Below are 24329 nucleotides of genomic sequence, written 5' to 3' on the forward strand. Positions count from 1 at the left end.
AGGTGTCCTTCGGGTGGTGAGGGTGGGTGGTGCGGTCGATCCGAACCCTTCCGGACGAAGCGGACAGGTCCGGTCCGCTACTTCGGCGAGAATGACGCCATGGTCGGAAGCTCCGCGCGGATGCTCGCGCTGCTGTCCCTGCTGCAGGCCCGGCGCACCTGGCCGGGGCCGGTCCTGGCCGCGCGGCTCGGTGTCACCGCACGGACCGTGCGCCGCGACGTCGACAGGCTCCGCGAGCTCGGCTACGCGATCGAGGCCGCGAAGGGCCCCGGCCCGGACGGCGGCTACCGGCTCGCCGCCGGGTCCGACCTGCCGCCCCTCCTCTTCGACGACGAGCAGGCGATCGCCCTCGCCGTCGCCCTGCACCACGCCCCCGCCAGCGGCGTGGACGTCGGCGAGGCCGCTGCCCGCGCGCTGGCGACCGTGCGCCAGGTGATGCCCTCGCGGCTGCGCCACCGGATCGACGGGATCGGGTTCGCCGCCGGCCCCGCCCCGGCCGCTCCCGGCGGCGCGGTCAGCCCGGCCGGCCCGGTCGCCCCGGCTGTCCTGGAGGCGGTCAGCATCGCCGTGCGTGACGAGCGGACCCTGGGCTTCGACTACGGGGGCTTCGACGACGGGGACGCCCCGGCGGCCGGGCCGCCCCGGCGTACCGAGCCCCATGCCGTGGTCGCCCGGTCCGGCCGCTGGTACCTGGTCGCCTGGGACCTCGACCGCGCCGACTGGCGCACCTTCCGCCTGGACCGGATGACGCTCAAGACGGGCGGCGTCCGGTTCTCCCGCGCCGACCGGGACCTGCCCGCGCCCGACGCGCTGACCTTCCTCGCCGCCCGCGCGAAGGGCTCCGCGGCCGAGGACCGCTGGCCCTGCACCGGCGTGCTCGACCTTCCCCTCCCCGCCCGCGAGGTCGCACCGTGGCTCGGCGACGGGGCGCTCGAGGAGCGGCCGGACGGGAGCACCCGGATCACCGTCGGCTCCTGGTCCTGGACCGGCGTCCTGGCCCAGGCGGCGCGCTTCGACGTCCCGTTCACCATCGTCGGGCCGGAGCCGCTGCGGGCGGCGGCCGACGTCCTCGCCGAGCGGTTCCGGGCCGCCGCGCAGCCGCCGGGAAAATGACGAGAACCCTGGTGAGATCAGGTGATCTCACCAGGGTTCCTTCGGTCGGGCTGACAGGATTTGAACCTGCGACCCCCTGACCCCCAGTCAGGTGCGCTACCAAGCTGCGCTACAGCCCGAAGCCCCGTCCGGGATCGCCGTCCAGGGCGAACGGAACACTACCCCAGCCGGTCCGAGTCTCCCGAATCGCCCTCCCCGTCGCGGTGTCGCGGCGCCCCGGCAGCACAGATGTTCGGGTGGCTCCCTGATGCCACGGGGGCTCCGTCGTCCCTAGCGTCGTCGGGTCCACCGAGGGTCGGTGGGCCCGAGGGAGGACTCATGTTCCGGCTCCACTTCCGGCTCCGGCCCGGGATGTTCACCGGCGTCGTCGCGCTGCTCGCGCTGGTGGTCGCGCTGTCCGGCGGGGCGTACGCCGCCGGCAAGATCACCGGCCAGCAGATCGCCAAGAACGCGATCACCAGCAAGCACATCAAGAACGGCCAGGTCACCTCCGCGGACCTCTCCGCCGAGGCCCGGACCCGGCTGACCGGTCCGCGGGGTGCCGCGGGGACGCCGGGTACGCCGGGGGTCAGCGGCTACCAGGTCGTCACCGGGACGAGCGCCAAGTCGACCGGCGCCGGCGACTGGGTCGACGTGACGGTCAGCTGCCCGGCCGGCAAGAAGGTGCTCACCCACGGGGTCACCTGGACCAAGCTCGACCCGGGCGACATCCAGGGCATCGGCGTCTACTACAGCTCGGTGGCCCAGGGCTCGATCATCGGCGACGGCACCGGCGTGAAGTTCTACGGCTACGCCCCGTCGATGCCGCAGAACTGGGGCATCGTGGGCCAGGTCGTCTGCGCGAACGTCTCTTAGCGGAAGTCCCGCGAGGACTGCCGGGCCTGGAGCGCGTCACCCACCCCGGGCAGCACGACGTCGAGCGGCTGGACCCCGTCGGCGAGCAGGTTGGTCACGCCGTCCTGTCGCTCGACGACGCCCCGGATCACCACCGCGACCCGGTTGCGGGCGGCCTGGCGGTGGGCGCGCATCACGCCCGGGGAGCAGATGACGTTGAGCATCCCGGTCTCGTCCTCGAGGTTGAGGAAGGTGACCCCGCCGGCCGTCCCCGGCCGCTGCCGGTGGGTGATCAGGCCGGCCACGTGGACCCGGCGGCCGGCGGTGACGCCGGGGAGGTCGCCGACCGCCTTGATGCCCGCGTCGGTGAGCGTCGTGCGGAAGTGCTCGACCGGGTGCAGGTCGGTGGAGATCCGGGTCGCCCACAGGTCGGCCAGGGTCACCTCGAGCGGGGACATCTCCGGCAGCCGGGGCGCGGTGGGCGCGGGCGTGCTGCCGGGGAGCTGGCCCTCGCTCTCGGAGTAGCCCGCCATCCACAGCGCCTGGCGCCGGTCGAGCCCGAAGCCATCGAGCGCGCCCGCGGTCGCCAGCGCCTCGAGCTGAGCCGCGGTCAGCGCGGCCCGGCGCGACAGGTCCCGGATGTCGGCGTACGGCGCCTCGGCGCGCGTCGCGACGATGCGGGCCGCGACGTCGGCCCCGATCCCCTTGACGGCGTCGAGGCCCAGGCGCACAGCCAGCCCGTCGTCGTACCGGAGGGGGTCGGTGGCCTGGGGCGCGCACGGCTCGAGCCCTGCCTGGGCGCCGGAGTGGACGAGATCGGGGCGCAGCACGCTCACCCCGTGCCGGCGGGCGTCGGCGACCAGTGACTGCGGGGAGTAGAAGCCCATCGGCTGGTTGCGCAGCAGCCCGGTGAGGAAGGCCGCCGGGTAGTGCAGCTTGAACCACGACGAGGCGTAGACCAGCAGCGCGAAGCTCAGCGCGTGGGACTCGGCGAAGCCGAACCCCGAGAACGACAGGATCTTGACGTAGATCGCGTCGGCCCGGTCGCCGGTGATCCCCTTGGCCTCCATGCCGGCGTAGAGCTTGCCCTTGACCTTCTCGATCCGCTCCACCCCGCGCTTGGAGCCCATCGCCCGGCGCAGCAGGTCGGCGTCGTCGGGACTGCAGTCGCCCAGCGCGACCGCCATCTGCATGAGCTGCTCCTGGAACAGCGGGACGCCGAGCGTGCGCGCGAGGATCGGCTCGAGCGACGGGTGGTCGTACTCCACCGGCTCACGCCCGGTCTTGCGCCGGATGTAGGGGTGCACCGCGCCGCCCTGGATCGGGCCGGGGCGGATCAGCGCGATCTCGATGGCCAGCTCGTAGAAGCTGCGCGGCTTGAGCCGGGGCAGCGTGCCGATCTGGGCGCGCGACTCGACCTGGAAGACGCCGATCGAGTCGGCCCGGCCGAGCATGTCGTAGACCGCCTTCTCCTCCTTGGGCAGCGTCGCGAGCGTCCAGTGCTGATCGCGGTGCTCCGCGACCAGGCGGATCATGTGGTCGAGGGCGCCGAGCATGCCCAGCCCGAGCAGGTCGAACTTCACCAGCCCCATCGACTCACAGCCGTCCTTGTCCCACTGCAGGACGGTCCGGTTCGGCATCCGGGCCTTCTCGATGGGGCACACCTCGCCGATGGGACGCTCGGTGAGCACCATGCCGCCGGAGTGGATCCCGAGGTGGCGGGGCGCGCCCATCAGCTCTTCGGCGAGCCCGACCACCTGGTCGGGGATGTCCAGGCTCGGGTCGACCTCGCTCCCCCACCCGTCGACCTGCTTGGACCACGCGTCCTGCTGGCCCGGCGAGAACCCCAGCGCCTTGGCGGCGTCACGCACCGCCATCCGCGGCCGGTAGCTGATCACGTTGCACACCTGGGCCGCGTTGCGCCGGCCGTAGGTGTCGTAGACCCACTGGATCACCTCTTCGCGGCGGTCGGAGTCGAAGTCGACGTCGATGTCGGGCTCCTCCTCGCGGTGCTGGGAGATGAACCGCTCGAACGGCAGGTTGAAGAGGACCGAGTCGATCGCGGTGATCCCCAGCGCGTAGCAGACCGCGCTGCTCGCCGCCGAGCCCCGGCCCTGGCACAGGATCCCCTCCTTGCGGGCGAAGGCGACGATGTCGTGGACGATGATGAAGTAGCCGGCGAAGTCCTTCTCGAGGATCACCTTCATCTCCCGCTCCACCCGCACCCGCGCCTCGCGGGCGTGCGGCTCGTGGTCGTAGCGCAGGGCGAACCCGCGCTCGAGCAGGTCGCGCAGGTGCTCGGCCGGCGTCCGCCCCTCGGGGATGCCCTGCTTGGGCAGCCGCGGCGAGGCCTTGCGCAGGTCGAAGGCCAGCTCGCCGGCCAGGACGACGCTGCGGTGCACCGCGTCGGGCCGGTGCCGGAACCGGCGCAGCATCTCGTCGCCGCTGCGCAGGTGGGCCCCGCCGGACAGGTCGAGCCAGCCGTCGAGCTCGGCGATGCTGCGCCGGGCCCGGACCGCCGCGACCGCCGCCGCCAGCCGCCGCTTGTCGGGCGTCGCGTGGTGGACGTTGCCCGTCGCCACCACCGGCAGCCCCCGGTCGTCGGCGAGTGCGGCGAGCAGGTCGTTGTCCTCCTCACCGCCGGGGTGGTCGCTGGCCGTCAGCTCGACCACCACGTGGTCGCGGCCGAACCGGTCGACCAGCAGGTCGAGCTCACGGGCGGCGCCGGGCGGGCCGTCGTACCGGAGGGCGTGGCGGACCGTGCCCTTGCGGCACCCGGTCAGCACCACCCAGTGCCCGCGGCCGCGCTCGGCGAGCTCGTCGAGGTCGTGGGCCGGGCTGCCCTTCTCGGGCGCGCGCAGGCCCGCCTCGGTGATCGCGCCGGAGAGCCGGTGGTAGCCCTCGACCCCGCGCGCCAGCACCAGGAGGTGGTTGCCCTCGGGGTCGGGTACGCCGTTCTGGGACTGGGCGATGCCGAGCGTGAGCTCGGCGCCGTAGACGGTGCTCTGGCCGTGGTCGGTACCCGCCTCGGCGAACAGCGGCGCCCCCGCGAACCCGTCGTGGTCGGTCAGCGCGATCGCCGAGAGCCCCAGCCGGACCGACTCCTCGACCAGGTCGCGCGGCGAGCTCGCGCCGTCGAGGAAGCTGAAGTGGCTGTGGCAGTGGAGCTCGGCGTAGGGCGTCCCCTGGTCGGGGCGCAGGATCGGGACCGGATCGGCGCGCGGGCGCTTGCGGCGCGACACCGGCGCCTCGCTCTCGGGACCCGGAGCCCGGCCCGAGAGGCGGCGTTCGAGCTCGCGCCACGGGACGGGTGGGTTGTTCCAGCCCATCACCTCAGCGTAGTCGAACAGATGTTCGAATGCGAGTGCTCAGTCGAGCCAGGCGCCGATCGAGACGTACCCCCGGACCCGGCCGGCCCGCAGGTCGTAGCCCACGCAGCGCGGGCGCCAGTCCACCAGCGAACGCCGTCCGCACTCCTCGCGCACCGGCAGCCGCGCCCGGACCTCGGCAGCGGACTCCCCCGCCTCCCCCACCACGTCGAACTCGCGGTAGCAGCTCCCCGAGCCGCAGGTGTCGATCCGGGTCCCCGGCTCGTCGCCGATCGCCAGCCCCGGCGGCAGCTCGGGGAGCTCGCTCTCGGACGGGCCCGACGGCTCGAGGTAGAGCGTGACGTTGAGCAGGAGCACCGCCAGGAACGCGGTGCCCGCGACCAGCCCGGCGGTGGCGAGCCCGACGAGGGCGCGGCGTACCTGCGGGCTCACGGCGCCAGCGTGGCACACGCGGCCTACGCTTCCCCGATGACCGGATCGTCGCGACCCGAGGACGCCGTCGCCCGCGCGCACGCCCAGGACGGCCGGCAGGTCCGGCTGGAGTGGGGGCCGACCGGCGGCGCGGCGATCAGTGCCGACGCGGACATCGCGGTCGTCGTCGACGTGCTGTCGTTCACGACCACGCTCACGATCGCGACTGCGCGCGGGACGCGGGTGCACCCGTTCGCCTGGAAGGACGAGCGCGCGGCGGCGGCCTATGCACGGGAGCGGGGCGCGGTCGTGGCGGTGGGGCGGTTCGAGGCGCGGGCCCTGGGCGGCTCGGGTGGAGCGCTGCCGAGCCTGTCGCCGGCGCAGCTGCTGGACGCCGTACCGGCGCCGCGGCTGGTGCTCCCCTCGCCGAACGGCTCGGCGATCTGCGCGGCGCTCCGGGCGGCGCGCCCCGGCCTGACGGTGGCCGGGGCGTCCCTGCGGAACCGGTCCGCGGTCGCCCGCTGGCTGGCCCCGCAGGTCGCGGCGGGTGCGCAGGTCGCACTCGTCCCGGCCGGGGAACGCTGGCCCGACGGCAGCCTGCGCCCCGCCGTCGAGGACCTGTGGGGCGCGGGAGCGGTGCTCGACGCGCTCGGCAGCGAGACCCCGTCACTCGGGACGGAGGCGCGGCACGCCCGGGCGGCCTACCGCGCGGTCGCGGGGACGGAGTCCGGGACGGGGACGCTCGAGGCGGCGCTGCTCGACTGCGCGAGCGGACGGGAGCTGGTCGGGGTCGGGTTCCGTGCGGACGTGGTCGTGGCGGCGGCGCTGGACGCGGACGACGTCGTACCGGTGCTCGGGGCGGACGGGTTCGCGCCGGCCTAGGCGCGGGGGCCGAGGAGCCGGTCGATCTCGGCGAGAACACCCTTGCGGTTCTTGCCGGCGCTCTCCTGGTCGCGGGCCCGGCGCAGCGCGGGCGCGTCGAGTCCGGCCAGGCGGGGCTTGACCTGGGCGACGGTGAGGTCGGCCAGATCCGGCAGGTCCGGCACCTCGGGCGCCGCCGGGGCGCCTGCGGCCGGGGTGGCTGGGGCGGCAGTCTCGGTGGCGGTCGCGGTGGTCCGGCGGCCGGGGACGAGCTTGGGGGCCTGCCGGACGGTACCGACCAGGAGCCCGGCGGTCGCCCGGACCGGCGAGGTCAGCACCTTGGGCGCGGACAGCACCTTGCGCGACTCCGCGGTGACCGAGTCGAGTACCTGCAGGAGCGCCTGGGAGTAGGCGCGGCTGGTGGTGACCAGCTGGCCGACCAGGTGGTCGGCCTCGGCGCGGGTGAGGGCGCCGCGGGCGACGAGGTCGTCCATGAGCTCCTGGAGCCGGGTCGCCTGGATGGTCACGCTGTGCTCGAGTGCGCCGTGCAGCGCGCGGAGGTTGCGGATGATCAGGTCCGCCGGATTCACCGATGTCCCCATGGCCGCCTCCCGATCGCTGCCGCCGCACCGTTCACCGCCCGCCGTTCACCGGCGTGCTCGTGGTGCAGCGTAACGCCGCAACTGGGGGCGGCGCGAGGATGCCGGTCGGGGCGAGGCCGGGCCGGGCCGGGTCGGGGCCGGCCAGCGCCGGGCGGGGCCGGGTCAGTCGTAGGCGGCTTCCACCTCCCAGGTGCCCCGGGCGTCGGGGCCGCGGGCGCTCCAGCGCAGCAGCCAGGCCCGGCCGTCGACGCCGACCACCTGGAAGCGGGCCGCGCGGGCGGGCGATCCGGCGAGGAGCCACCAGCCCTCGTCGACCGGCCAGGGGCCGGCCCAGGAGGCGATGGGCATCCAGGGCAGGGCGCGCGTGGCGGCGGCAGCGGCGCTGAGGCGGAAGCGCCAGGGTTCGCCGGTGACCAGGCCGCGCACCGTCACCCCCACCGGTACGGCGGCCTCGTCGACGACCTCCGCGAGGGGCGGGTGAGCGAACACACGGCTGGGGGCAGGTCCGGGGATGCGCCCGGGCCAGGGCCGCTCGACCGGGCGCAGGCCGACCGGGCGCTCCCCCCAGGGCACGAGCGCCTGGCGGTCCGCCGCGCCGCGGCCGCCCTGGAGCACCGGCACCTGGACCGCGTCGTAGCCCACCATCGCCTGGACCCGGGCCACCCCGCGCACGACCTGGTCGTCGGCGCCGCCGCCCCACAGTCCGTCGGCGTGGTCGCCGGCGGGCTCGACGGTGTCGGGGAGGAAGCGGACCAGGGTGACCGGGGAGGTGATGTTCTCGCCGGTGTTCTTGCGGCTGCGCAGGCCGGAGGTCGCCATCCCCGCCTGGAGCTGCCAGTGCACCCGGTCGACGAGGTCGCGGGAGGTGAAGCAGCGGGGGTGCAGCCAGGTGCGGGCGGAGACGCCCTCCTCGAACTCGGCCTCGACCCGGACCCCGGTCGCCACCAGCTGGCGGTCGGCGAGCCCGGCGATGAAGCGCTCCGCGGTGGTCCGGACGCTGAAGGTGACTGCCTCGGCGGAGTCGAGCGGGGGCTCGAAGGCGATCTCGCAGGTCAGCTCGGGGGGCGGGGTGCGGGAGGCGAGGCGGGCGACCTCCTCGCCCTGGACCCGGCGCCACACCTCGGTGCCGTAGCCGCCGAAGCGGTTGCTCACCTCGCCGGCGCGCAGCCGGGCGAAGTCGCCGAGCAGCCGCAGGCCGAGCCGGCGCAGCACCCCGGCCAGCTCGGCCCCCTCGGGACCGTCGTCGGCGAGCACGGTCACCGGCAGGCCGCGCAGGAAGGCGGAGGAGCTGCTGGGCGCGATCGTCACGCAGCCCTGCTCCGGCGCGCTGCGCGCCGCGCGCTCGGCGGTGTAGAGGTCGTCGGCCGCTCCGAACCGGCTGTCCCACACCCCCGCCCGGACGAGGTGCTCGGCGAGCACCGCCGCGGCAGCCTCCTCGCCGTCGATCCCGGCTCCCGGGCGGGCGAAGTAGCGGCCCGGGGCGGGCACCGCGAGCAGGCCGGGGCGCAGCGGCGCGACGCCGGGGCGTACCTCCTCGACCGCACTGAGGACCGGCTCGAACCACCGTGCGTCGCGATCGGGATTGGCGGCCAGCAGCACCACCTCGGGGCAGCGCGCCTGGGCGTCACGCCGGCGCTGGCCCCGGCGTACCCCCTCGGCCCGGGCGGCGGCGTTGCACACGACGACCCGGTTGTTGGCCAGCACCACGGCGGGCGCGTCCACGCCCACCGCCTCGGCCGTGTCCGCCCGCTCGAGCAGGGCCGCGGTCACCGACCAGTCGGGGCACCACACCACCATGGTCCGCATCAGGGCAGCACCGCCCGCGCCCGGACCGGCGCCCGCCCCGGCTGCCGGGCGACCAGGGTGACCCGCCGCTCGCGCAGCCGCCCGCGCCCGGCGTCGAGCCCGTCCCAGGCGATGTGCTCGGCGGAGATCCGGGCCTCGCAGCGGGGCCACTCCCCCTGGACCACGAGCACCGCGGACCGAGCACGGAGCCGGGCGTCGAGGATCGAGGCGGACTTGGCGTCGACGGTGCCGGGCGGGCGGAGCACGACGACCTTGAGCACGTCGACGAGCGCGGCGGTCACCTCGAGCCAGTGCTCGCCCGGCGCGGGGACGAGCACGGTACGCGCGAGCACGATGCCCTGCTGGTGGGCGGCCTCGACGCCGAAGTCGTCCCACCCCGCGAAGCCGACCCACTCGCCGGCCTGGGAGGCCCCGGCGGCCAGCGCCATGCCCAGGGTGGCCGAGTCGACGCCGTAGACGCCGCCGGTGCGCAGCGTGAGGAGCCCCTCGAAGAGCGGCAGCACCGGCACGCCCAGCCGGCTCGGCCCCCCTTGGAGCGCGGCGATCTTGCCCCGCAGCTGGTCGAGCACCAGCCGGGGGTCGTCGATCTCAAGGGGGCGAACACTCACCTACCCATGTTCGAACATTTGTTCGAACGATGCAACCTGGGTCCGAGTGGGGTGGAACGAGTTGCATTTGGGCAGGAACTGCAGCCGAAACCCCCGAATCACTGCGGTTTGGGACCAAACCGCAACGACTCGGAGCCCCGGAGAGGGTGGCTGACCGGTGGTGGACCGGGTGGATCAGCGGCGTCCGCGCTTCTCCCGCGGCTGCACCTTGATCTCGATCGGCGTGCCGACGAACCCGAACTCCTCGCGCAGCCGGCGCTCGATGAACCGCTCGTAGCCCTGGTCGAGCTTGCCGGTCGTGAACAGCTTGAACACCGGCGGGGCGCTCTGGACCTGGCTGCCGAAGAGGATCCGCGGCTGCTTGCCGCCGCGCACCGGGTGTGGGTGCTCGGCGACGATCCGGCCGAGGAAGGCGTTGAGCGCGCCGGTGGAGACCCGGGTCTCCCAGCCCTCGATCGCCCGGTTCAGCGCCGGCACGAGCCGGTCGATGTGCCAGCCGGTCTTGGCGGTGATGTTGATCCGCGGCGCCCACTGCACCTGGACGAGGTCGCGCTCGATCTCGCGGTCGAGGTAGTAGCGGCGCTCGTCGTCGACGAGGTCCCACTTGTTGAAGGCGATGACGAGGGCCTTGCCGGCCTCGCGGACCTCCTGGAGGATCCGGATGTCCTGCTCGGCCACCGACTCGTTGCCGGCGAGCACGAGCACGCAGACCTCGGCCCGCTCGATGGCGGTCGAGGTGCGCAGCCAGGCGTAGTACTCGTGGCCCGAGGCCTCCTTGACCCGCTTGCGGATGCCCGCGGTGTCGATGAAGCGCCAGGTCTCGCCACCGAGCTCGACGAGCTCGTCGACCGGGTCGACGGTCGTGCCGGCGACGTTGTCGACGACCACGCGCTCCTCGCCCGCGAGCTTGTTGAGCAGCGAGGACTTGCCGACGTTGGGGCGCCCGACGATGGCGATCCGGCGGGGACCGCCGATCTCGGCCTCGCCCTGCTCGGGCGCCTCGGGCAGCACCGCGAGGACGGCGTCGAGCAGGTCGCCGGAGCCGCGGCCGTGGAGCGCGGAGACGGTGAACGGCTCGCCCAGGCCCAGGTTCCACAGCGCGTGCGCCTCGGCCTCGGCCCGCTCGTCGTCGACCTTGTTGGCGGCCAGGACGACGGGCTTGCCGGACTTGCGCAGCACCCGGACGACGGCCTCGTCGGCGTCGGTGATCCCGATGGTCGCGTCGACGACGAAGAGCACCGCGTCGGCCAGGCCGACCGCGATCTCGGCCTGCGCCTTGATCCGCTCGGCCATGCCGCGCGCATCCGGGTCCCAGCCACCGGTGTCGACGAGGGTGAAGGCCCGTCCGGACCACTCCGCGTCGTAGGACACCCGGTCGCGGGTGACGCCGGGGATGTCCTCGACGACGGCCTCGCGGCGGCCGAGGATCCGGTTCACCAGGGTCGACTTGCCGACGTTGGGGCGGCCGACGACGGCCAGCACCGGGACCACCCCGGTCGGGGTGACTTCACTCATCACGTTCTCCTTGCGGGAGCGGGCCGGGTAGGCGCCGCCCCGTCTCGTCCAGGGCTTCGGCCAGCTGCCGCTGCATGTGATCGCGCAGCGCGGCCGAGGTCAGACGGACATTCTCCCGCGTCCGGGGCCAGGGCACCGCATCGACGGCGTAGGGCTCCCCCACGACGATGTCGATCCGGGCCTTCTTGCGCGGCAGCGAGCTGCTCGATCCACCCGGGTCGCGCGAGCCCAGGAACGTCAGCGGTACGACGGGTGCCCCGGTCACCAGCGCCAGGTACGCCGCCCCGCCGTGAAAGGTCTCGAGGTCCCCCGGTCCCCGCGTCCCCTCGGGAAACACCCCGACCGCGTGCCCCTCACCCAGCACCCCCAGCGCGATCCGGACGGCCGCCGGATCGGTGTGGTCGCGGTCGAGCGGGATCTGCCCCGACGCCTTGAGGAAGACCCCCAGCGGCCCCGAGAACATCTCGATCTTGGTCAGCGCGTGCACCGGGCGCGGCGCGAAGATCGCCATCAGCGGCCCGTCGATGAAGCCGATGTGGTTGCCGGCCACGACGGCCGGACCGGTGCGCGGGAAGCGCTCGGCGTGGTGCACCCGCACGTCCCAGCGCCGCCGGATCAGCCAGCGCGAGGTCGGTCGGCCCCCGACCAGGAGCCAGCGCGCGGGCCGCGGAGCACGGTGCGCGCTCACCCGCGCTCCATCACCAGGCCCACCACGACGTCGACGACCTCGGCGAGGGTCAGGTCCGTGGAGTCGACGTGGATCGCCCCGTCGGCCATGGTCAGGGGCGCGACCGCGCGCCCGGAGTCGATCTTGTCGCGGGCGAGCAGCGACTCCTGGGTCGCGGTGAGGTCGGCGCCGCCGTTCTCGAGCGCGCGTCGCGCCGCGCGGGCGGCGGGGTCGGCGGTCAGGTAGACCTTGAGCTCGGCCTGGGGCCACACGACGGAGCCGATGTCGCGGCCCTCGACGACGATGCCGCCGGCGCCGATCAGCTCGCGCTGGAGGTCGACGAGGCGGCTGCGCACCTCGGGCACGGCGCTGACCGGCGAGACCGCGCCGTTGACCTCGTCGCTGCGGATCTCGACCGACACGTCGACGCCGTCGACGGTGATCGAGGGCGCGAGCGGGTCGGTCCCCGAGACGAGCACCGGCTCGGCCGCCCGGGCCGCGACCGCCGCGGCGTCGTGGACGTCGACGCCCTCGCGCAGCATCCACCAGGTGATCGCGCGGTACTGCGCGCCGGTGTCGAGGTAGCGCAGCCCGAGCCGGTCGGCGACCGCGCGGCAGGTGCTGGACTTGCCCGAGCCGGAGGTTCCGTCGACTGCTACCACCACATTCACCGGCACGTTCACGGGCGGCACCTTACCGGTGAGTCACCCAGCCGTTCGACTCCAGTGCGACCCGCAGCTCCTCGGCCCGCGCCGCGACCACGTCGAGCTCGACGAGTCCGACGGGCCGGCCGGGGTCGTGGTCGATGCGCACGTCCTCGATGTTGACCCCGCTCGCACCGGCATCGGCGAACAGCCGGGCCAGCTCGCCGGGGTGGTCGGGGACCGAGACCCGGACGGCCTCCATCGCCTGGGGCGCGGTGCCGTGCTTGCCGGGGATCGCGCGGGTGCCGGCCTGCCCGTAGGCGAGCAGCGACTCCAGCCCGGCCCGGTCGTCACCGGCGACCGCCTCGATGGCCAGGTCGAGCCGGGCGCGCACCTCGGTGAGCAGCGCGGCGACCGCGCCGGCGTTGCCGCCGATGATCTGGCTGTAGAGGCGCGGGTCTCCCCCGGCGACGCGGGTCACGTCGCGCACGCCGGTGCCCGAGAGCGCCAGGTGGTCGGCCGAGGCGCCGGCGAGCGTGCCGGCGACCAGCGAGGCCATCAGGTGCGGGACGTGGGAGGTACGGGCGACCGCGCGGTCGTGCTCGACCGGCGACAACGGCACCGGTACGGCGCCGCACAGCACCACCAGCGCCTCCACCAGCCGGGCGGCCGCCGGGGTCGCGTCCGGGCCGGGGGTGACCGCCCAGGGCCGTCCGTCGAAGAGCGCCGCGCTCGCCGAGAGCGGCCCGGAGTGCTCGGTGCCGGCCATCGGGTGGCTGCCGACGTAGCGGCTGATCGCCGGGTGCCCGGCGACGGCGGCCAGCGGAGCGGCCTTGACGCTGCCGACGTCGGTGACGACGGTGTCGGGACCGGCCGCGTCGAGGGTCGCGGTGATCGCCGCGCCCAGGGCGTCGGGCGGTACGGCGACCACGACGAGCTGGGGGACGTCGCCGGGGGTGCGGGCGCGTCCGGCGCCGAGCCCGGTCGCCGTACGGACGTGGTCGGGGTCGGTGTCGGTGAGCAGCACCTCGAGGCCCGCGCGGCGGCAGGCCAGCGCGATGGAGGTGCCGATCAGGCCGGTGCCGACGATCTCGACCGGTCCGACCAGCCGCGCACTCGTCTCCTTCACGCAGGAAAGGCTAGAGGACGCCCCGCTCAGGAGCCCGGCTGGTAGGACCCGAACGACCAGTGGTTGCCCTCGGGGTCGCGCACGCTGCCGCCGCGCCCGCCGTAGTCCTGGTCGACCATCGCCCGCTGAACCGTGCCGCCTGCGGCGAGCGCGGCCGCGAAGAGCGCGTCCGGGTCCTCGCTCACCAGGTACGCCGCCCCGGTGCCGGCCGGCTGCAGCGGGCTCTCCGCGCGCACGGCCCCGAACATCAGCCCGCCCCCGCCGGGCCACAGCCACTCGGCGTGGACGACGGTGCCCGACTCGTCGCGGTGGGTGGCGTGCTCGACGAAGCCGATCGCCCCCAGCCAGCCCATCATCGTGTCGACGTCGTGGAACTGCAGGGCCGGCCAGAGCCGGACGGTCGCTGCCTGATCACGGGTTAAGGTGCTCATGGCCCGAGCCTCCTCCCCGACCCGGGTCGCGGTCTTGAACGAACGGGAACTCCTCGCGCAGCCAGGTCGTCGGCGTGCAGCCGGCCAGCGCCCGCCACTCCCGGGTCAGGTGCGCCTGGTCGCTGTAGCCGCAGGCCGTGGCGACCTCGGCCAGCGGCCGTACGCCGAGCAGCTGCCGCGCCGCCTCGAACCGGGCCACCCGCTGGAACGCCTTGGGCGCCAGTCCGCACTCGGCCTGGACCAGGCTGGTCAGCCGCCGCCGGCTGTAGCCCACGTCCCCGGCGACGTCGGCGACCCGCACCGCGGAGGTGAGCAGGCCCAGCGCCCGGGCGACCTCCGCCCGCGGCGCCGGGTCGCCGGCCCGCGCGGCGAGGGTCGCCAGGGTGCGGTCGACGAGCGCCACGCGTGCAGCCCAGGTGGGCGCAGCGTGCAGCCGCTCGGGCAGCGCGCGCAGGAGCGCCGGCAGCGCGTCGGCCTCGTCGAGGTCGGTCAGCGCGCCGGCCAGGTCGGCGGCCGGGCGCCCCAGCAGGACCCGCGCGCCCGCGACGGTGAGCGCGAGCTGGACGCCGCGCTGGGTGCCGGTGTGGTGGATCGCCGCGGGCGCGGTGTGCAGCCCCGACAGCGAGGTCCACCCGGCGTGCAGGGTCTCGTCCCGGCCGGCCCACGAGACCCGGATCGGCTCGTCGACCGGGAGCACGAAGGTCAGCGTGGTCGATGGCAGCCCGCGGTGGACGCCGGGCGCGCCGAAGTCCACGTCGTAGGGGATCCGGGAGACGACATAGCGCCGCAGCGCGGCCGGTACCGGGGCGACCGGGATCACCCGTCCACCGTAGGTCTAGAGACCGACGAGCTCCAGCAGCTGGCCGAGCTCGTCGTCGGAGAGCTCGCGCAGGGTGCCGCTGCGCAGCGTGCCGAGCTCGATCGGACCGAACTTCGTGCGGCTGAGCTGGCGCACCGGGTGCCCGACTTGGTCGAGCAGGCGGCGCACGATGCGGTTGCGGCCCTCGTGGATGACCAGCTCGATGATCGACTTGTCCGCCGCGGTGGCGAGGATGCGCGCGCGGCGGACCTCGACCGGGCCGTCCTCGAGCGTCACGCCGGCGAGCAGGTCGCCGACGGTGCCCTTGGCCAGCCGCCCGGCGACCTCGGCGACGTAGGTCTTCTCGACCTCGAACGACGGGTGCGCCATGCGGTGCGCGAAGTCGCCGTCGTTGGTGAGCAGCAGCAGGCCGGAGGTGTCGGTGTCGAGCCGCCCGACGTGGAAGAGCCGTTCCTCGCGGTCGGCGACGAGGTCGGTCAGCGTCGGGCGCCCCTCGGGGTCGGACATCGTCGAGACGACGCCGCGCGGCTTGTTGAGCACGAGGTAGACGTGGTCGGAGACCGGGGGCAGGCGCTTGCCGGACACCTTGATCACCGCGGTGCGCGGGTCGACCTTGGTGCCGAGGCGGGTGACGACCTCGCCGTCGACCTCGACCTCCCCGGCGAGCATGAGCTCCTCGCAGCGCCGGCGCGAGGCCACGCCGGACTGGGCGAGCAGCTTCTGCAGGCGGATCTGGCCGTCGTCGTCGACGGCGATCTCACGCGTCATCAGGGGTGTCCTCGTTCTGGTCGTCAGGCTGCGGTTCGGGGGTGGGCGCCAGCTCCTCCTCGACCTCGGCGAGGTCGGGCAGGTGCGGCGCGAGGTCGGGCAGCTCGTCGAGCGAGACGATGCCGATCCGCTCCAGGAAGTACGACGTCGTGCGGTACAGCGTCGCGCCGTGCTCGCCGTCCTGGCCGGCGTCCTCGACCAGACCGCGGCTGATGAGGGTGCGCATCACGCCGTCGACGTTGACCCCGCGGATCGCCGAGACCCGGGCCCGCGAGACGGGCTGCTGGTAGGCGACGACGGCGAGCGTCTCGAGCGCGGCCTGGGTGAGCCGGGCCTGCTGGCCCTCCAGGACGAAGGCCTCGACGACGGGCGCGAACTCCTCGCGCGTGTAGTAGCGCCAGCCGCCGGCGACGTTGCGCAGCTCGAAGCCGCGGCCCTGCTCGTCGTACTCGGTGGCGAGGGCGGCGAGCGCCGTGACGACGTCGGGGGCCGGGTGGCCCACGGCGGAGGCCAGGGCGAGCTCGTCGAGCGGCTGGTCGGCGACCATGAGCACCGCCTCGAGCGCGGGGCGCAGCTCGACGAGCGGGAGCGCCTCCTCCGCGGTGCCGTCCGGCTCCTCGGTCTGTTCAGTCATCGCTCGGTGTCTCCTCCGGGGGCGGGGCCGCCCCGTCGAACTCGTCGGTGATCAGGTCCTCGATGTCGACCGCCTCGTCGCCGGTCCAGCGCACCGTCAGCTCGCCCAGCGGCGTCATCTGGTCGAAGCCGATCACTCCCTCGCGGAAGAGCTCGAGCAGCGACAGGAAGCGCGCCACCGTGGTCAGCGTGTCGGGCGAGTCGCCGCACAGCGCCCGGAAGGTCATCGTCCCACTCCGGCGCAGCCGGTCCACCACGATGGCCGCCTGCTCGCGCACGCTGACCGTCGGGGCGTGGATGTGGTGCAGGGTCAGCTGGAGCTCGGGCTTGGGCGTCATCGCCTTGGCCGCGAGCGCGGCGAACTGGTCCAGGCCGATGCCGATGAGCACCTCGGGCAGCAGCCCGGCGAAGCGCTCCTCCAGCCCGACCGCGCGCGGGAACCTCTTCGCCTCGGCCTGGAGCCGGCCGTCGAGGACGGCGGCGACCTGCTTGTAGGCCTTGTACTGCAGCAGCCGCGCGAACAGCAGGTCCCGGGCCTCGAGCAGGGCGAGGTCCTCCTCGTCCTCCACGTCGCCGGCCGGCAGCAGCCGGGCCGCCTTGAGGTCGAGCAGGGTCGCCGCGACCAGGAGGAACGACGTCGTCTCCTCCAGGTCGCTGTCGGGCAGGTTCTTGACGTGCGCGATGAACTCGTCGGTGACCTTGGACAGCGCGATCTCGGTGACGTCGAGCTTGTGCTTGGAGATCAGGCCCAGCAGCAGGTCGAACGGTCCCTCGAAGTTCGCCAGGTGGACCTGGAAGCCGGTCGTGGCCGCGGTCTCGTTCTCCTCGACCGCGGCCTCGACCGGCGCTCCGGTGTCGTCACTCACGCAGGCGCCTGACCAGCGCGGAGCTCTCTCCTTCGGACTCGAGCTCACCGAGGACCAGGTGCAGCGCCTCGCGCACGAGGCGGCCGCGGTCGACGGCCAGGCCGTGCTCGCCCCGCAGGGTGAGCCGCGCCTGCTCCAGCTCCATCAGCTCGGCCGAGGTGACGTAGACGGTGATCTTCTCGTCGTGCCGGATCCGGCCGCTGGGGGCCTTCTGCGGCTCGGCCTCGGGCTCGGTCGCGACCGGCTCGGGGGCGTCGGGGACGGCGCGGACCTTGCCCCGGCGCGCCGCCGGCGCCTCGCCGTCCGCGGTCGGCCGGAAGAGGTCGTCCGCGGCGGGCATGCTCACACGTCGGGACACCGCAGCGCCACCTCCTTCGCGAGCTGGCGGTACGCCTCCGCTCCACTCGACCCGGAGGCGTACGACGTGATCGGCTCGCCGGCCACGGTGGAGTCGGAGAACTTCACGGTCCGGCGGATGACGGTGTGGAAGACCTGGTCGCCCCAGGCCTGCACCAGCCGCTCGAGCACCTCGCGGCCGTGGAGCGTGCGGCCGTCGTACATGGTGCCGAGGACGCCGTCGACCTCGAGGTCGGGGTTGAGCCGCTGCTTGACCTTGTCGATGGTCGCCTTGAGCAGCGCGACGCCGCGCAGCGCGAAGTACTCGCACTCCAGCGGCACGATCACGCCGTTCGAGGCGGTCAGCGCGTTGACCGTGAGCAGGCCCAGGGAGGGCTGGCAGTCGATCAGGATGACGTCGTACTCGGCGACGGCGGGGGCCAGCACGCGCTGCAGGGTCTGCTCGCGCGCGACCTCGTGCACCAGCTGCACCTCGGCGGCCGACAGGTCGATGTTGGAGGGCAGCAGGTCCATGCCGGGCACGCCCGAGGGGACGACGACCTCGTCGAGGCGCGTCTCGGGGTCCATCAGCAGGTTGTAGACCGTCAGGTCCATCTCGTGCGGGTTGAGCCCCAGGCCCACCGACAGCGAGCCCTGCGGGTCGAAGTCGACCAGCAGCACCTTGCGGCCGAACTCGGCCAGCGCGGCGCCGAGGTTGATGGTGGTCGTCGTCTTGCCGACGCCGCCCTTCTGGTTGCACATGGCGATCACGCGCGCGTTGCCGTGCTGGGCGACCGGCTTCGGGTCGGGCAGCTCGGGCATCGGGCGACCGGTCGGGCCGGGCTCGCCGCTGAGCGTCTGGACCGACGCGCGGCTGGGCTCCGGCTCGCGCTCGGGTACCGGGAACTGCAGTGTCATCGCATCCTCCGTCCCCAGCGGGACGTCGCTGCCCGGGGCCGGGATCGGCGCCCGCGGCGGCATGTCCGGCGCGCTGGATCCTCCGTAGAAACCGCCGACCATGGTGGCTCACCTCACGTGTGTTGTGGTCGGGCTCCTTCCCCAGAGCCCGTGACCCCTTCATCCAACAATGTCGACACGGCGACATTCTGGAGGCGCGCCGGAGCGCCGCGGCGTGGCGTCGGGCTCAGTCGGTGAGCGAGCGCACGTCGACCGTCCGTACGACGGCCTCCCCCGCCTCGTCGCTGGCCGCGAGGTCCACGTCGGCGACGATCACCCAGTCGTGGTTGCCCTCCGGGTCGTGCAGCGTCTGGGTGGCCTCCCAGGTGGTGCCGGGCCGCTTCTCGACGGTGAGCAGCACCGGGCCGCGGGCGTCGCCGTCGGTGAGCAGCCGGTCGTGCTCGGTGAAGTAGGCCTCGAGCGCGGCGTCCCACTGGGCCTCGCCGTAGTCGCCGCCCTCGTCGAGCGCGGCCAGCCCCGGTACGTCATCGCGGGCGAAGAGCTCGACCCGGCGCCACATCGCGTTGCGCACCATGACGTCGAAGACCCGGCCCTGCTGGCTGAGCGGTCGCGGCGGGGGCGGCGGCGCGTGGTGGCTGACCTCGCGCGTCGCGTGGGCGGGGTCGTTGAGCGCCTCCCACTCGTCGAGCAGCGAGGAGTCGACCTGGCGCACCGTCTCGCCCAGCCAGTCGACGAGCAGCTCCAGCTCCTCGGTCCGGTACGACGCCGGCACGGTCTGGCGCAGCGCCCGGTAGGCGTCGGTCAGGTAGCGCAGCACCAGTCCCTCGGAGCGCGCCACCTGGTAGCGGGAGACGAGGTCGGTGAACCCCATCCCCTGCTCCCACATCTCGCGCACGACCGACTTGGGCGCCAGCGCGTCGGGCGAGAGCCAGGGGTGGCGCTCGCGGTAGGTCTCGAACAGCGGCTCCAGCAGGTCGCTCAGCGGCTCGGGCCAGGTGATGTCCTCGACGAGGGCCATCCGCTCGTCGTACTCGACGCCGTCGGCCTTGAGCGCGGCGATCGCGTCGCCCCGGGCCGCGTGGCGCTGGGCCATGAGCAGCGGCCGCGGCGCCTCGAGCGTGGCCTCGACGACCGAGATCACGTCGAGCATGAACGTGTCGCTGTCGGGGTCGAGCACGTCGAGCACCGCCAGCGCGAAGTGCGAGAGCGGCTGGTTGAGCGCGAAGTCGTCGGGCAGCGCCTCGGTCAGCACGTAGCGCCGGCCGAAGCCGTCGAGCTCGTCGAGCCGGGTCACCACCTCGGAGGTGACCAGGCTGCGGGCCAGCCGGACCGCCCGCTTGGCCAGCCGCAGCTGGCTGCGCCGCTCCTCGTGGTTGTCCATCAGCAGCCGGCGCAGCACCGGGAAGGCGTCCTCCTCGCGGGAGAGGACGTTGACGAGCATCGCGTTGTCGACCTTCATCTGCGACTTGAGCGGGTCCGGCTTGCCGGCGACCAGCTTCTCGAAGGTCTGCTCGCTCCACACGACCGTGCCCTCGGGCGGCTTGCGCAGCTGGGGCTTGGACTTCTTCTTGGGGTTGGCGGCGTTCTTGGCCTCGGACTTGGCCTTGGCCTTCTCGTTGTCGATGACGTGCTCGGGCGCCTGGACGACGACGTACCCGGCCGTGTCGTAGCCCGCACGGCCCGCGCGCCCGGCGATCTGGAGGAACTCCCGGGTGCGCAGCACCCGCTGCCGCGACCCGTCGAACTTGGCCAGCCCGGTGAACAGCACCGTGCGGATGGGGACGTTGATGCCGACGCCGAGGGTGTCGGTGCCGCAGATGACGGTCAGCAGGCCGGCCTGGGCGAGCTGCTCGACCAGGCGGCGGTAGCGCGGCAGCATGCCGGCGTGGTGGACGCCGATCCCCTGGCGCAGCAGCTTGTTGAGGGTCTTGCCGAAGCCGGCGGCGAACCGGACCCCGGCGATCCGCTCGCCGATCTGCTCCTTGCGGTCCTTGGGCAGGACCGTGTCGAGGCGGCCGGGCCCGCTCAGCAGCGAGACCGCGTGCTCGACCGCGGCGGCCTGGGTGAAGTGGACGACGTAGACCGGGCCCTGGCCGGTGGTGACGAGCTCCTCGAGCTTGTCCCCCATCGGCTCCAGCGACCAGCTGAAGTCCAGCGGCACCGGCCGCTCGGCGTCGTCGACGATCGTGGTCTCGCGCCCGTTGCGGCGGGTCAGGTCGGCGGCGAGCTCGGTCGTGTCGCCGAGGGTCGCCGACATGAGCAGGAACTGCGCCTGGGGCAGCTCGATGAGCGGCACCTGCCAGGCCCAGCCGCGGCCCGGCTCGCCGTAGAAGTGGAACTCGTCCATCACGACCATGCCGACGTCGGCGGCCGTGCCCTCGCGCAGCGCGATGTTGGCGAGCACCTCGGCGGTGCAGCAGATGATCGGGGCGTCGGCGTTGACCGCGACGTCGCCGGTGAGCATGCCGACGTCCGCGGCGCCGAAGACCTCGACCAGGTCGAAGAACTTCTCGCTCACCAGCGCCTTGATCGGCGCGGTGTAGAAGGTCACCCGGTCGTCGGCGATCGCGCCCATCGCGGCGGCCATCGCGACCAGCGACTTGCCCGAGCCGGTCGGCGTGGCCAGCACGACGTTGTCGCCGGAGAGCAGCGCCAGGATCGCGTCCTCCTGGTGCGGGTAGAGCGTGAGCCCCTGGCTCTCGGCGTGCTCCAGGATGCGGTCGTAGGCGTCAGCCATGGCGGGCCCTCGGGTGCGCGGTGGCGAAGACCTCGCGCAGGTTGTCGACGGTGACGAGCGTGTAGACCTGCGTGGTCGTGACCGACGCGTGGCCGAGCAGCTCCTGGACGACACGTACGTCGGCGCCGCCGTCGAGCAGGTGCGTCGCGAACGAGTGGCGCAGCGTGTGGGGTGAGACGTCGCGGGTCACCCCGGCCCGCTCGGCGGCCTTGACCAGCACGGCCCAGGCCGACTGCCGGCTCAGCCGACCGCCGCGGGCGTTGAGGAACAGCGCCGGTGTCGCGGCGGCGACGAGCGCCGGCCGCCCCCGCACCAGGTACGCCGCGAGCGCGGCGCGGGCGTAGGAGCCGACCGGCACCAGCCGCTCCTTGCCGCCCTTGCCGCGCAGCAGCACCGTCGCGTCGGCCTGGTCGAGCTCGGGCACCGCGAGGTGGCTGACGTCGTCGACGTCGAGGCCGACCGCCTCGGAGATGCGCGCGCCGGTGCCGTAGAGGATCTCCAGCAGCGCCCGGTCGCGCAGCGCGAGCGGGGTGTCCGCTGCGCCGGCCGCCTCGAGGATCGCCTCGACGTCGGCCAGCGGGAGCGCCTTCGGCAGTCGCTTGGCCGGGCTGGGCGGCTTGACCCCCGCGGCCGGGTCGGCCGCGGCCAGCCCGTCGGCGACCGCGAACTTGTGGAAGCCGCGCACCGCGACCACCGTGCGCGCCGCGCTCGACGCGCTCAGCGGCGGGTGCTCGGCGTCGCCCTCGCGCAGCCTCATCAGGAACTCGGTGACGGTGGCCTCGGTGACCTCGTCGAGCGAGGTGATCGCCTCGCCCGCGAGGTGCTCCCGGTAGCGGCGCAGGTCGCGCCGGTAGGAGGTCAGCGTGTTGACCGCCAGGCCCTTCTCGACGGCGAGGTGGTCCAGATAGGTGCGGACCGCTCGATCCACCGCACCTCCCTGACTCACCTGGTCAGGCTAGCGCCTCGCTGATCGGCACCGCCGGGACGCCCGTGGCCTCGCCCACCGGGGCGTTGGTCAGCAGGCCGGCGTGGGTGTTGAGGCCCAGCGCCAGGCTCGCGTCGGCCCGGCACGCGTCGCGCCAGCCCTTGTCGGCCAGCGCCACGGCGTACGGGAGGGTGGCGTTGGTCAGCGCGTAGGTCGACGTGTTCGGCACGGCGCCCGGCATGTTGGCCACGCAGTAGAACGTCGAGCCGTGCACCTGGTAGGTCGGGTCGGCGTGCGTGGTGGGCCGGGTGTCCTCGAAGCAGCCGCCCTGGTCGACGGCGATGTCGACGAGCACCGAGCCGGGCTTCATCCGCGAGACCAGCTCGTTGGAGACCAGCTTGGGCGCCGCCGCGCCGGGGATGAGGACCGCGCCGATGACGAGGTCGGCCTCCATCACCTGCTGCTCGAGCGTCAGCTTGGACGAGGCCAGGCCGTGCACCCGGTTGTTGTAGCGCCAGAACGACATCCGCAGCTTGTCGAGGTCGGTGTCGAGCAGGGTGACGTCCGCCCCCATGCCGAGCGCGATGTTGGCCGCGTTCTGACCCGAGACGCCGGCGCCGATGATGACGACCTTGGCGTTCGCGACGCCACCGACGCCGCCCATGAGCACGCCGCGGCCGCCCTGGGCCTTCATCAGCGAGTAGGCGCCGACCTGGGGCGCCAGGCAGCCGGCCACCTCGGACATCGGGTAGAGCAGCGGCAGCGCGCCCGAGGGCAGCTGCACCGTCTCGTAGGCGATCGCGGTGACCTTGCGCGCGACGAGCTCGTCGGTCAGCGCCTTGTCGGCGGCCAGGTGGAGGTAGGTGAAGAGGACCTGGCCCTCCCGCATCCGGTGGTACTCCTCGGCGACCGGCTCCTTGACCTTGAGGATCATCTCGGCGCTGCCCCAGACCGCGTCCGCGTCGGGGAGGATCGTGGCGCCCGCGGCCGTGTAGTCGTCGTCGCTGATCGACGAGCCGACCCCGGCACCGGTCTGGATCACGACCTCGTGGCCGTGCGCCACCAGCTCGTGGACACCGATCGGCGTGATCGCCACCCGGTACTCGTGGTTCTTGACTTCCTTCGGCACGCCGACGCGCATGGGCATCCCTCCTGATCGTGGAATCCGTGGCGAATTCCTCTGTGGAGAGAAATCATGAAGATCAGTCGGCGCCACCGCTAGACACGCCAGCGAGAATTCGTGCCGCGCGCGGAAATCCGGATCGGATCGTCGGCGATCAGGCTTGCGCCGGGCGCTGCGCCGAAGCCTGTGCGACCGGACTGCCCCGCAGGTGCTCGAAGATCAGGCTGGTCTCGGTCATCGCGACGTCCTTGGTGCCGCTGAGGTGGTGCAGCACGAACTCGCGCAGCTCCTCGGAGCCGGCCGTGGCGACGTGGATCAGGAAGTCGTCGGCCCCGGCGAGGAAGTAGACGTTGAGCACCTCGGGCAGCGTCGACATGGCGTGCGCGAAGGCGCTCAGCTCGCCCCGGGCGTGCGGGCGCAGCCGGACCGAGATCATCGCCTGGAGCGGGCGGCCGATGCTGGCCTGGTCGACCTCGGCGTGCGCGCCGCGGATGACCCCGCGCTCGAAGAGCGCGCGCACCCGGCCGTGGCAGGTCGAGGGGGCGATGCCGACCCGGGCGGCCAGCACGTTGTTGGCGAGGCGGGCGTCGTCCTGGAGCTCGCGGACGATGGCGGCGTCGATCGGGTCGAGCTCAACCACGGCGCGGCTCCTGGTCCCGGTCGCGGTCCCGGTCGCGGTCCCGGCGGACCTGGAGCGCGAGCACCGCCTGGACGACGGGCCCGTCGGCGACGTCGCCGGCCAGGATCGCGTCGACGAGGTCGGCGAAGGGCACCCAGAGCACCTCGAGGTCGGCCTCCTCGTGGCGCAGCTCGAAGTCGCCGCGGTCGGCCTCGCTCAGGTCCTCGGCGAGGAAGTAGTGGATCCGCTCGGCGGAGTAGCCCGGCGAGCTCCACGTCGAGAGCAGGTGGGTCCACCGCTCGGCGGCCAGCGAGGCCTCCTCGCGCAGCTCGCGCCGAGCGACCTCGACCGGGTCCTCCCCGGGGTGGTCGCACACGCCGGCGGGCAGCTCGACCAGCCGGTGCGCCGCCGGGTGGCGGTACTGGCGCAGGCAGAGCACCCGGTCCTCGGCGTCGACGGCCAAGATGACCGCCGCGCCCGGGTGCTCGACGACCAGGCGCCGGAAGTCGCCCTCGTCGTCGGCGCCCGGCCGGCGTACCTGGTCCGAGCGCAGGGCCAGCACCCAGCCGTCACGGTGCAGGTCGGTGCTGGAGTCGACCGGCCAGACCTCGGGAGTGTCCCTCAGGACCGCCAC

The 24329-nt window shown here is 73.8% G+C and carries 24 protein-coding genes and 1 tRNA gene; 3 read left to right on the plus strand and 22 right to left on the minus strand.

The features are described 5' to 3' along the window. Positions 1–99: 99 nt before the first annotated feature. Entirely contained in the window at positions 100–1113 is a 1014-nt protein-coding gene (locus CCO04_RS20735) for a YafY family protein (RefSeq protein WP_215816046.1), read from the plus strand. 45 nt (positions 1114–1158) lie between these two features. Here the strand turns inward: CCO04_RS20735 and CCO04_RS20740 are convergent. Further along, positions 1159–1232 (minus strand) — tRNA-Pro (locus CCO04_RS20740). Between the two features lie 199 nt (positions 1233–1431). On the opposite strand from CCO04_RS20740, the gene CCO04_RS20745 reads away from it, so the two are divergent. After that, complete coding sequence (locus CCO04_RS20745) at positions 1432–1968, plus strand: hypothetical protein (protein WP_215816047.1); 537 nt, start codon at positions 1432–1434, stop codon at positions 1966–1968. Here the strand turns inward: CCO04_RS20745 and CCO04_RS20750 are convergent. Beyond that, entirely contained in the window at positions 1965–5276 is a 3312-nt protein-coding gene (locus tag CCO04_RS20750) for an error-prone DNA polymerase (protein WP_215816048.1), read from the minus strand. The two genes, CCO04_RS20745 and CCO04_RS20750, sit on opposite strands and share 4 nt — an antisense overlap. 39 nt (positions 5277–5315) lie before the next feature. Next, on the minus strand, positions 5316–5708 hold the full coding sequence (locus CCO04_RS20755) for a hypothetical protein (protein WP_215816049.1): 393 nt from the start codon (positions 5706–5708) through the stop codon (positions 5316–5318). A gap of 36 nt (positions 5709–5744) precedes the next feature. Between CCO04_RS20755 and CCO04_RS20760 the strand changes: the two genes are divergently transcribed. Continuing rightward, complete coding sequence (locus CCO04_RS20760; protein WP_215816050.1) at positions 5745–6569, plus strand: 2-phosphosulfolactate phosphatase; 825 nt, start codon at positions 5745–5747, stop codon at positions 6567–6569. Here the strand turns inward: CCO04_RS20760 and CCO04_RS20765 are convergent. From CCO04_RS20765 to CCO04_RS20855, 19 genes are all read right to left on the minus strand, one after another. After that, complete coding sequence (locus CCO04_RS20765; protein ID WP_215816051.1) at positions 6566–7138, minus strand: hypothetical protein; 573 nt, start codon at positions 7136–7138, stop codon at positions 6566–6568. The genes CCO04_RS20760 and CCO04_RS20765 overlap by 4 nt on opposite strands. A gap of 174 nt (positions 7139–7312) precedes the next feature. Continuing rightward, entirely contained in the window at positions 7313–8956 is a 1644-nt protein-coding gene (locus tag CCO04_RS20770; RefSeq protein ID WP_215816052.1) for a DNA polymerase Y family protein, read from the minus strand. Further along, positions 8956–9564 carry a hypothetical protein gene (locus CCO04_RS20775; RefSeq protein ID WP_215816053.1) on the minus strand — a complete coding sequence of 203 codons (609 nt, stop codon included), beginning with the start codon at positions 9562–9564 and terminating at the stop codon, positions 8956–8958. Before CCO04_RS20775 ends, CCO04_RS20770 begins: the two co-directional genes overlap by 1 nt. A 174-nt stretch (positions 9565–9738) precedes the next feature. After that, on the minus strand, positions 9739–11079 hold the full coding sequence (gene der, locus CCO04_RS20780; RefSeq protein WP_215816054.1) for a ribosome biogenesis GTPase Der: 1341 nt from the start codon (positions 11077–11079) through the stop codon (positions 9739–9741). Then, a complete protein-coding gene (locus CCO04_RS20785) occupies positions 11072–11767 on the minus strand; it encodes a 1-acyl-sn-glycerol-3-phosphate acyltransferase (RefSeq protein WP_215816055.1) in 696 nt (231 codons plus the stop codon). The genes der and CCO04_RS20785 overlap by 8 nt, the downstream gene beginning before the upstream one ends. Continuing rightward, positions 11764–12429, minus strand: coding sequence for a (d)CMP kinase (gene cmk / locus CCO04_RS20790; RefSeq protein ID WP_257750753.1), 666 nt, complete (start codon positions 12427–12429; stop codon positions 11764–11766). Before cmk ends, CCO04_RS20785 begins: the two co-directional genes overlap by 4 nt. Positions 12430–12439: 10 nt before the next feature. Next, positions 12440–13519 carry a prephenate dehydrogenase gene (locus tag CCO04_RS20795; RefSeq protein WP_215816056.1) on the minus strand — a complete coding sequence of 360 codons (1080 nt, stop codon included), beginning with the start codon at positions 13517–13519 and terminating at the stop codon, positions 12440–12442. Positions 13520–13545: 26 nt separating this feature from the next. Beyond that, positions 13546–13950 carry a VOC family protein gene (locus tag CCO04_RS20800; protein ID WP_215816057.1) on the minus strand — a complete coding sequence of 135 codons (405 nt, stop codon included), beginning with the start codon at positions 13948–13950 and terminating at the stop codon, positions 13546–13548. Beyond that, positions 13931–14770, minus strand: coding sequence for a helix-turn-helix transcriptional regulator (locus tag CCO04_RS20805; protein WP_308281409.1), 840 nt, complete (start codon positions 14768–14770; stop codon positions 13931–13933). Before CCO04_RS20805 ends, CCO04_RS20800 begins: the two co-directional genes overlap by 20 nt. Before the next feature lie 15 nt (positions 14771–14785). Next, on the minus strand, positions 14786–15538 hold the full coding sequence (locus tag CCO04_RS20810; protein ID WP_215816058.1) for a pseudouridine synthase: 753 nt from the start codon (positions 15536–15538) through the stop codon (positions 14786–14788). After that, positions 15528–16172: an SMC-Scp complex subunit ScpB gene (gene scpB, locus CCO04_RS20815; RefSeq protein WP_215816059.1), complete on the minus strand. Its 645-nt coding sequence runs from the start codon at positions 16170–16172 to the stop codon at positions 15528–15530. Before scpB ends, CCO04_RS20810 begins: the two co-directional genes overlap by 11 nt. Next, positions 16165–17037, minus strand: coding sequence for a ScpA family protein (locus tag CCO04_RS20820; protein ID WP_215816060.1), 873 nt, complete (start codon positions 17035–17037; stop codon positions 16165–16167). Before CCO04_RS20820 ends, scpB begins: the two co-directional genes overlap by 8 nt. Beyond that, complete coding sequence (locus tag CCO04_RS20825; protein WP_215816061.1) at positions 17030–17377, minus strand: hypothetical protein; 348 nt, start codon at positions 17375–17377, stop codon at positions 17030–17032. Before CCO04_RS20825 ends, CCO04_RS20820 begins: the two co-directional genes overlap by 8 nt. A gap of 2 nt (positions 17378–17379) precedes the next feature. Beyond that, the gene (locus CCO04_RS20830; protein ID WP_374197017.1) at positions 17380–18291 is read right to left on the minus strand and encodes a ParA family protein; all 912 of its coding nucleotides are present in this window, start codon (positions 18289–18291) and stop codon (positions 17380–17382) included. Between the two features lie 226 nt (positions 18292–18517). Further along, the gene (locus CCO04_RS20835; RefSeq protein WP_215816063.1) at positions 18518–21028 is read right to left on the minus strand and encodes an RNA helicase; all 2511 of its coding nucleotides are present in this window, start codon (positions 21026–21028) and stop codon (positions 18518–18520) included. Further along, the gene (gene xerD, locus CCO04_RS20840; protein WP_308281410.1) at positions 21021–21974 is read right to left on the minus strand and encodes a site-specific tyrosine recombinase XerD; all 954 of its coding nucleotides are present in this window, start codon (positions 21972–21974) and stop codon (positions 21021–21023) included. The genes CCO04_RS20835 and xerD overlap by 8 nt, the downstream gene beginning before the upstream one ends. 4 nt (positions 21975–21978) lie before the next feature. Further along, positions 21979–23094 carry an alanine dehydrogenase gene (ald, locus tag CCO04_RS20845; RefSeq protein ID WP_215816112.1) on the minus strand — a complete coding sequence of 372 codons (1116 nt, stop codon included), beginning with the start codon at positions 23092–23094 and terminating at the stop codon, positions 21979–21981. A 136-nt stretch (positions 23095–23230) separates the two neighbouring features. Further along, a complete protein-coding gene (locus tag CCO04_RS29915; protein ID WP_215816064.1) occupies positions 23231–23716 on the minus strand; it encodes an Lrp/AsnC family transcriptional regulator in 486 nt (161 codons plus the stop codon). Then, on the minus strand, positions 23709–24329 hold the full coding sequence (locus tag CCO04_RS20855; RefSeq protein ID WP_215816065.1) for an NUDIX domain-containing protein: 621 nt from the start codon (positions 24327–24329) through the stop codon (positions 23709–23711). Before CCO04_RS20855 ends, CCO04_RS29915 begins: the two co-directional genes overlap by 8 nt.

The organism is Pimelobacter sp. 30-1 (assembly GCF_018831735.1).
Lineage (GTDB): Bacteria > Actinomycetota > Actinomycetes > Propionibacteriales > Nocardioidaceae > Nocardioides.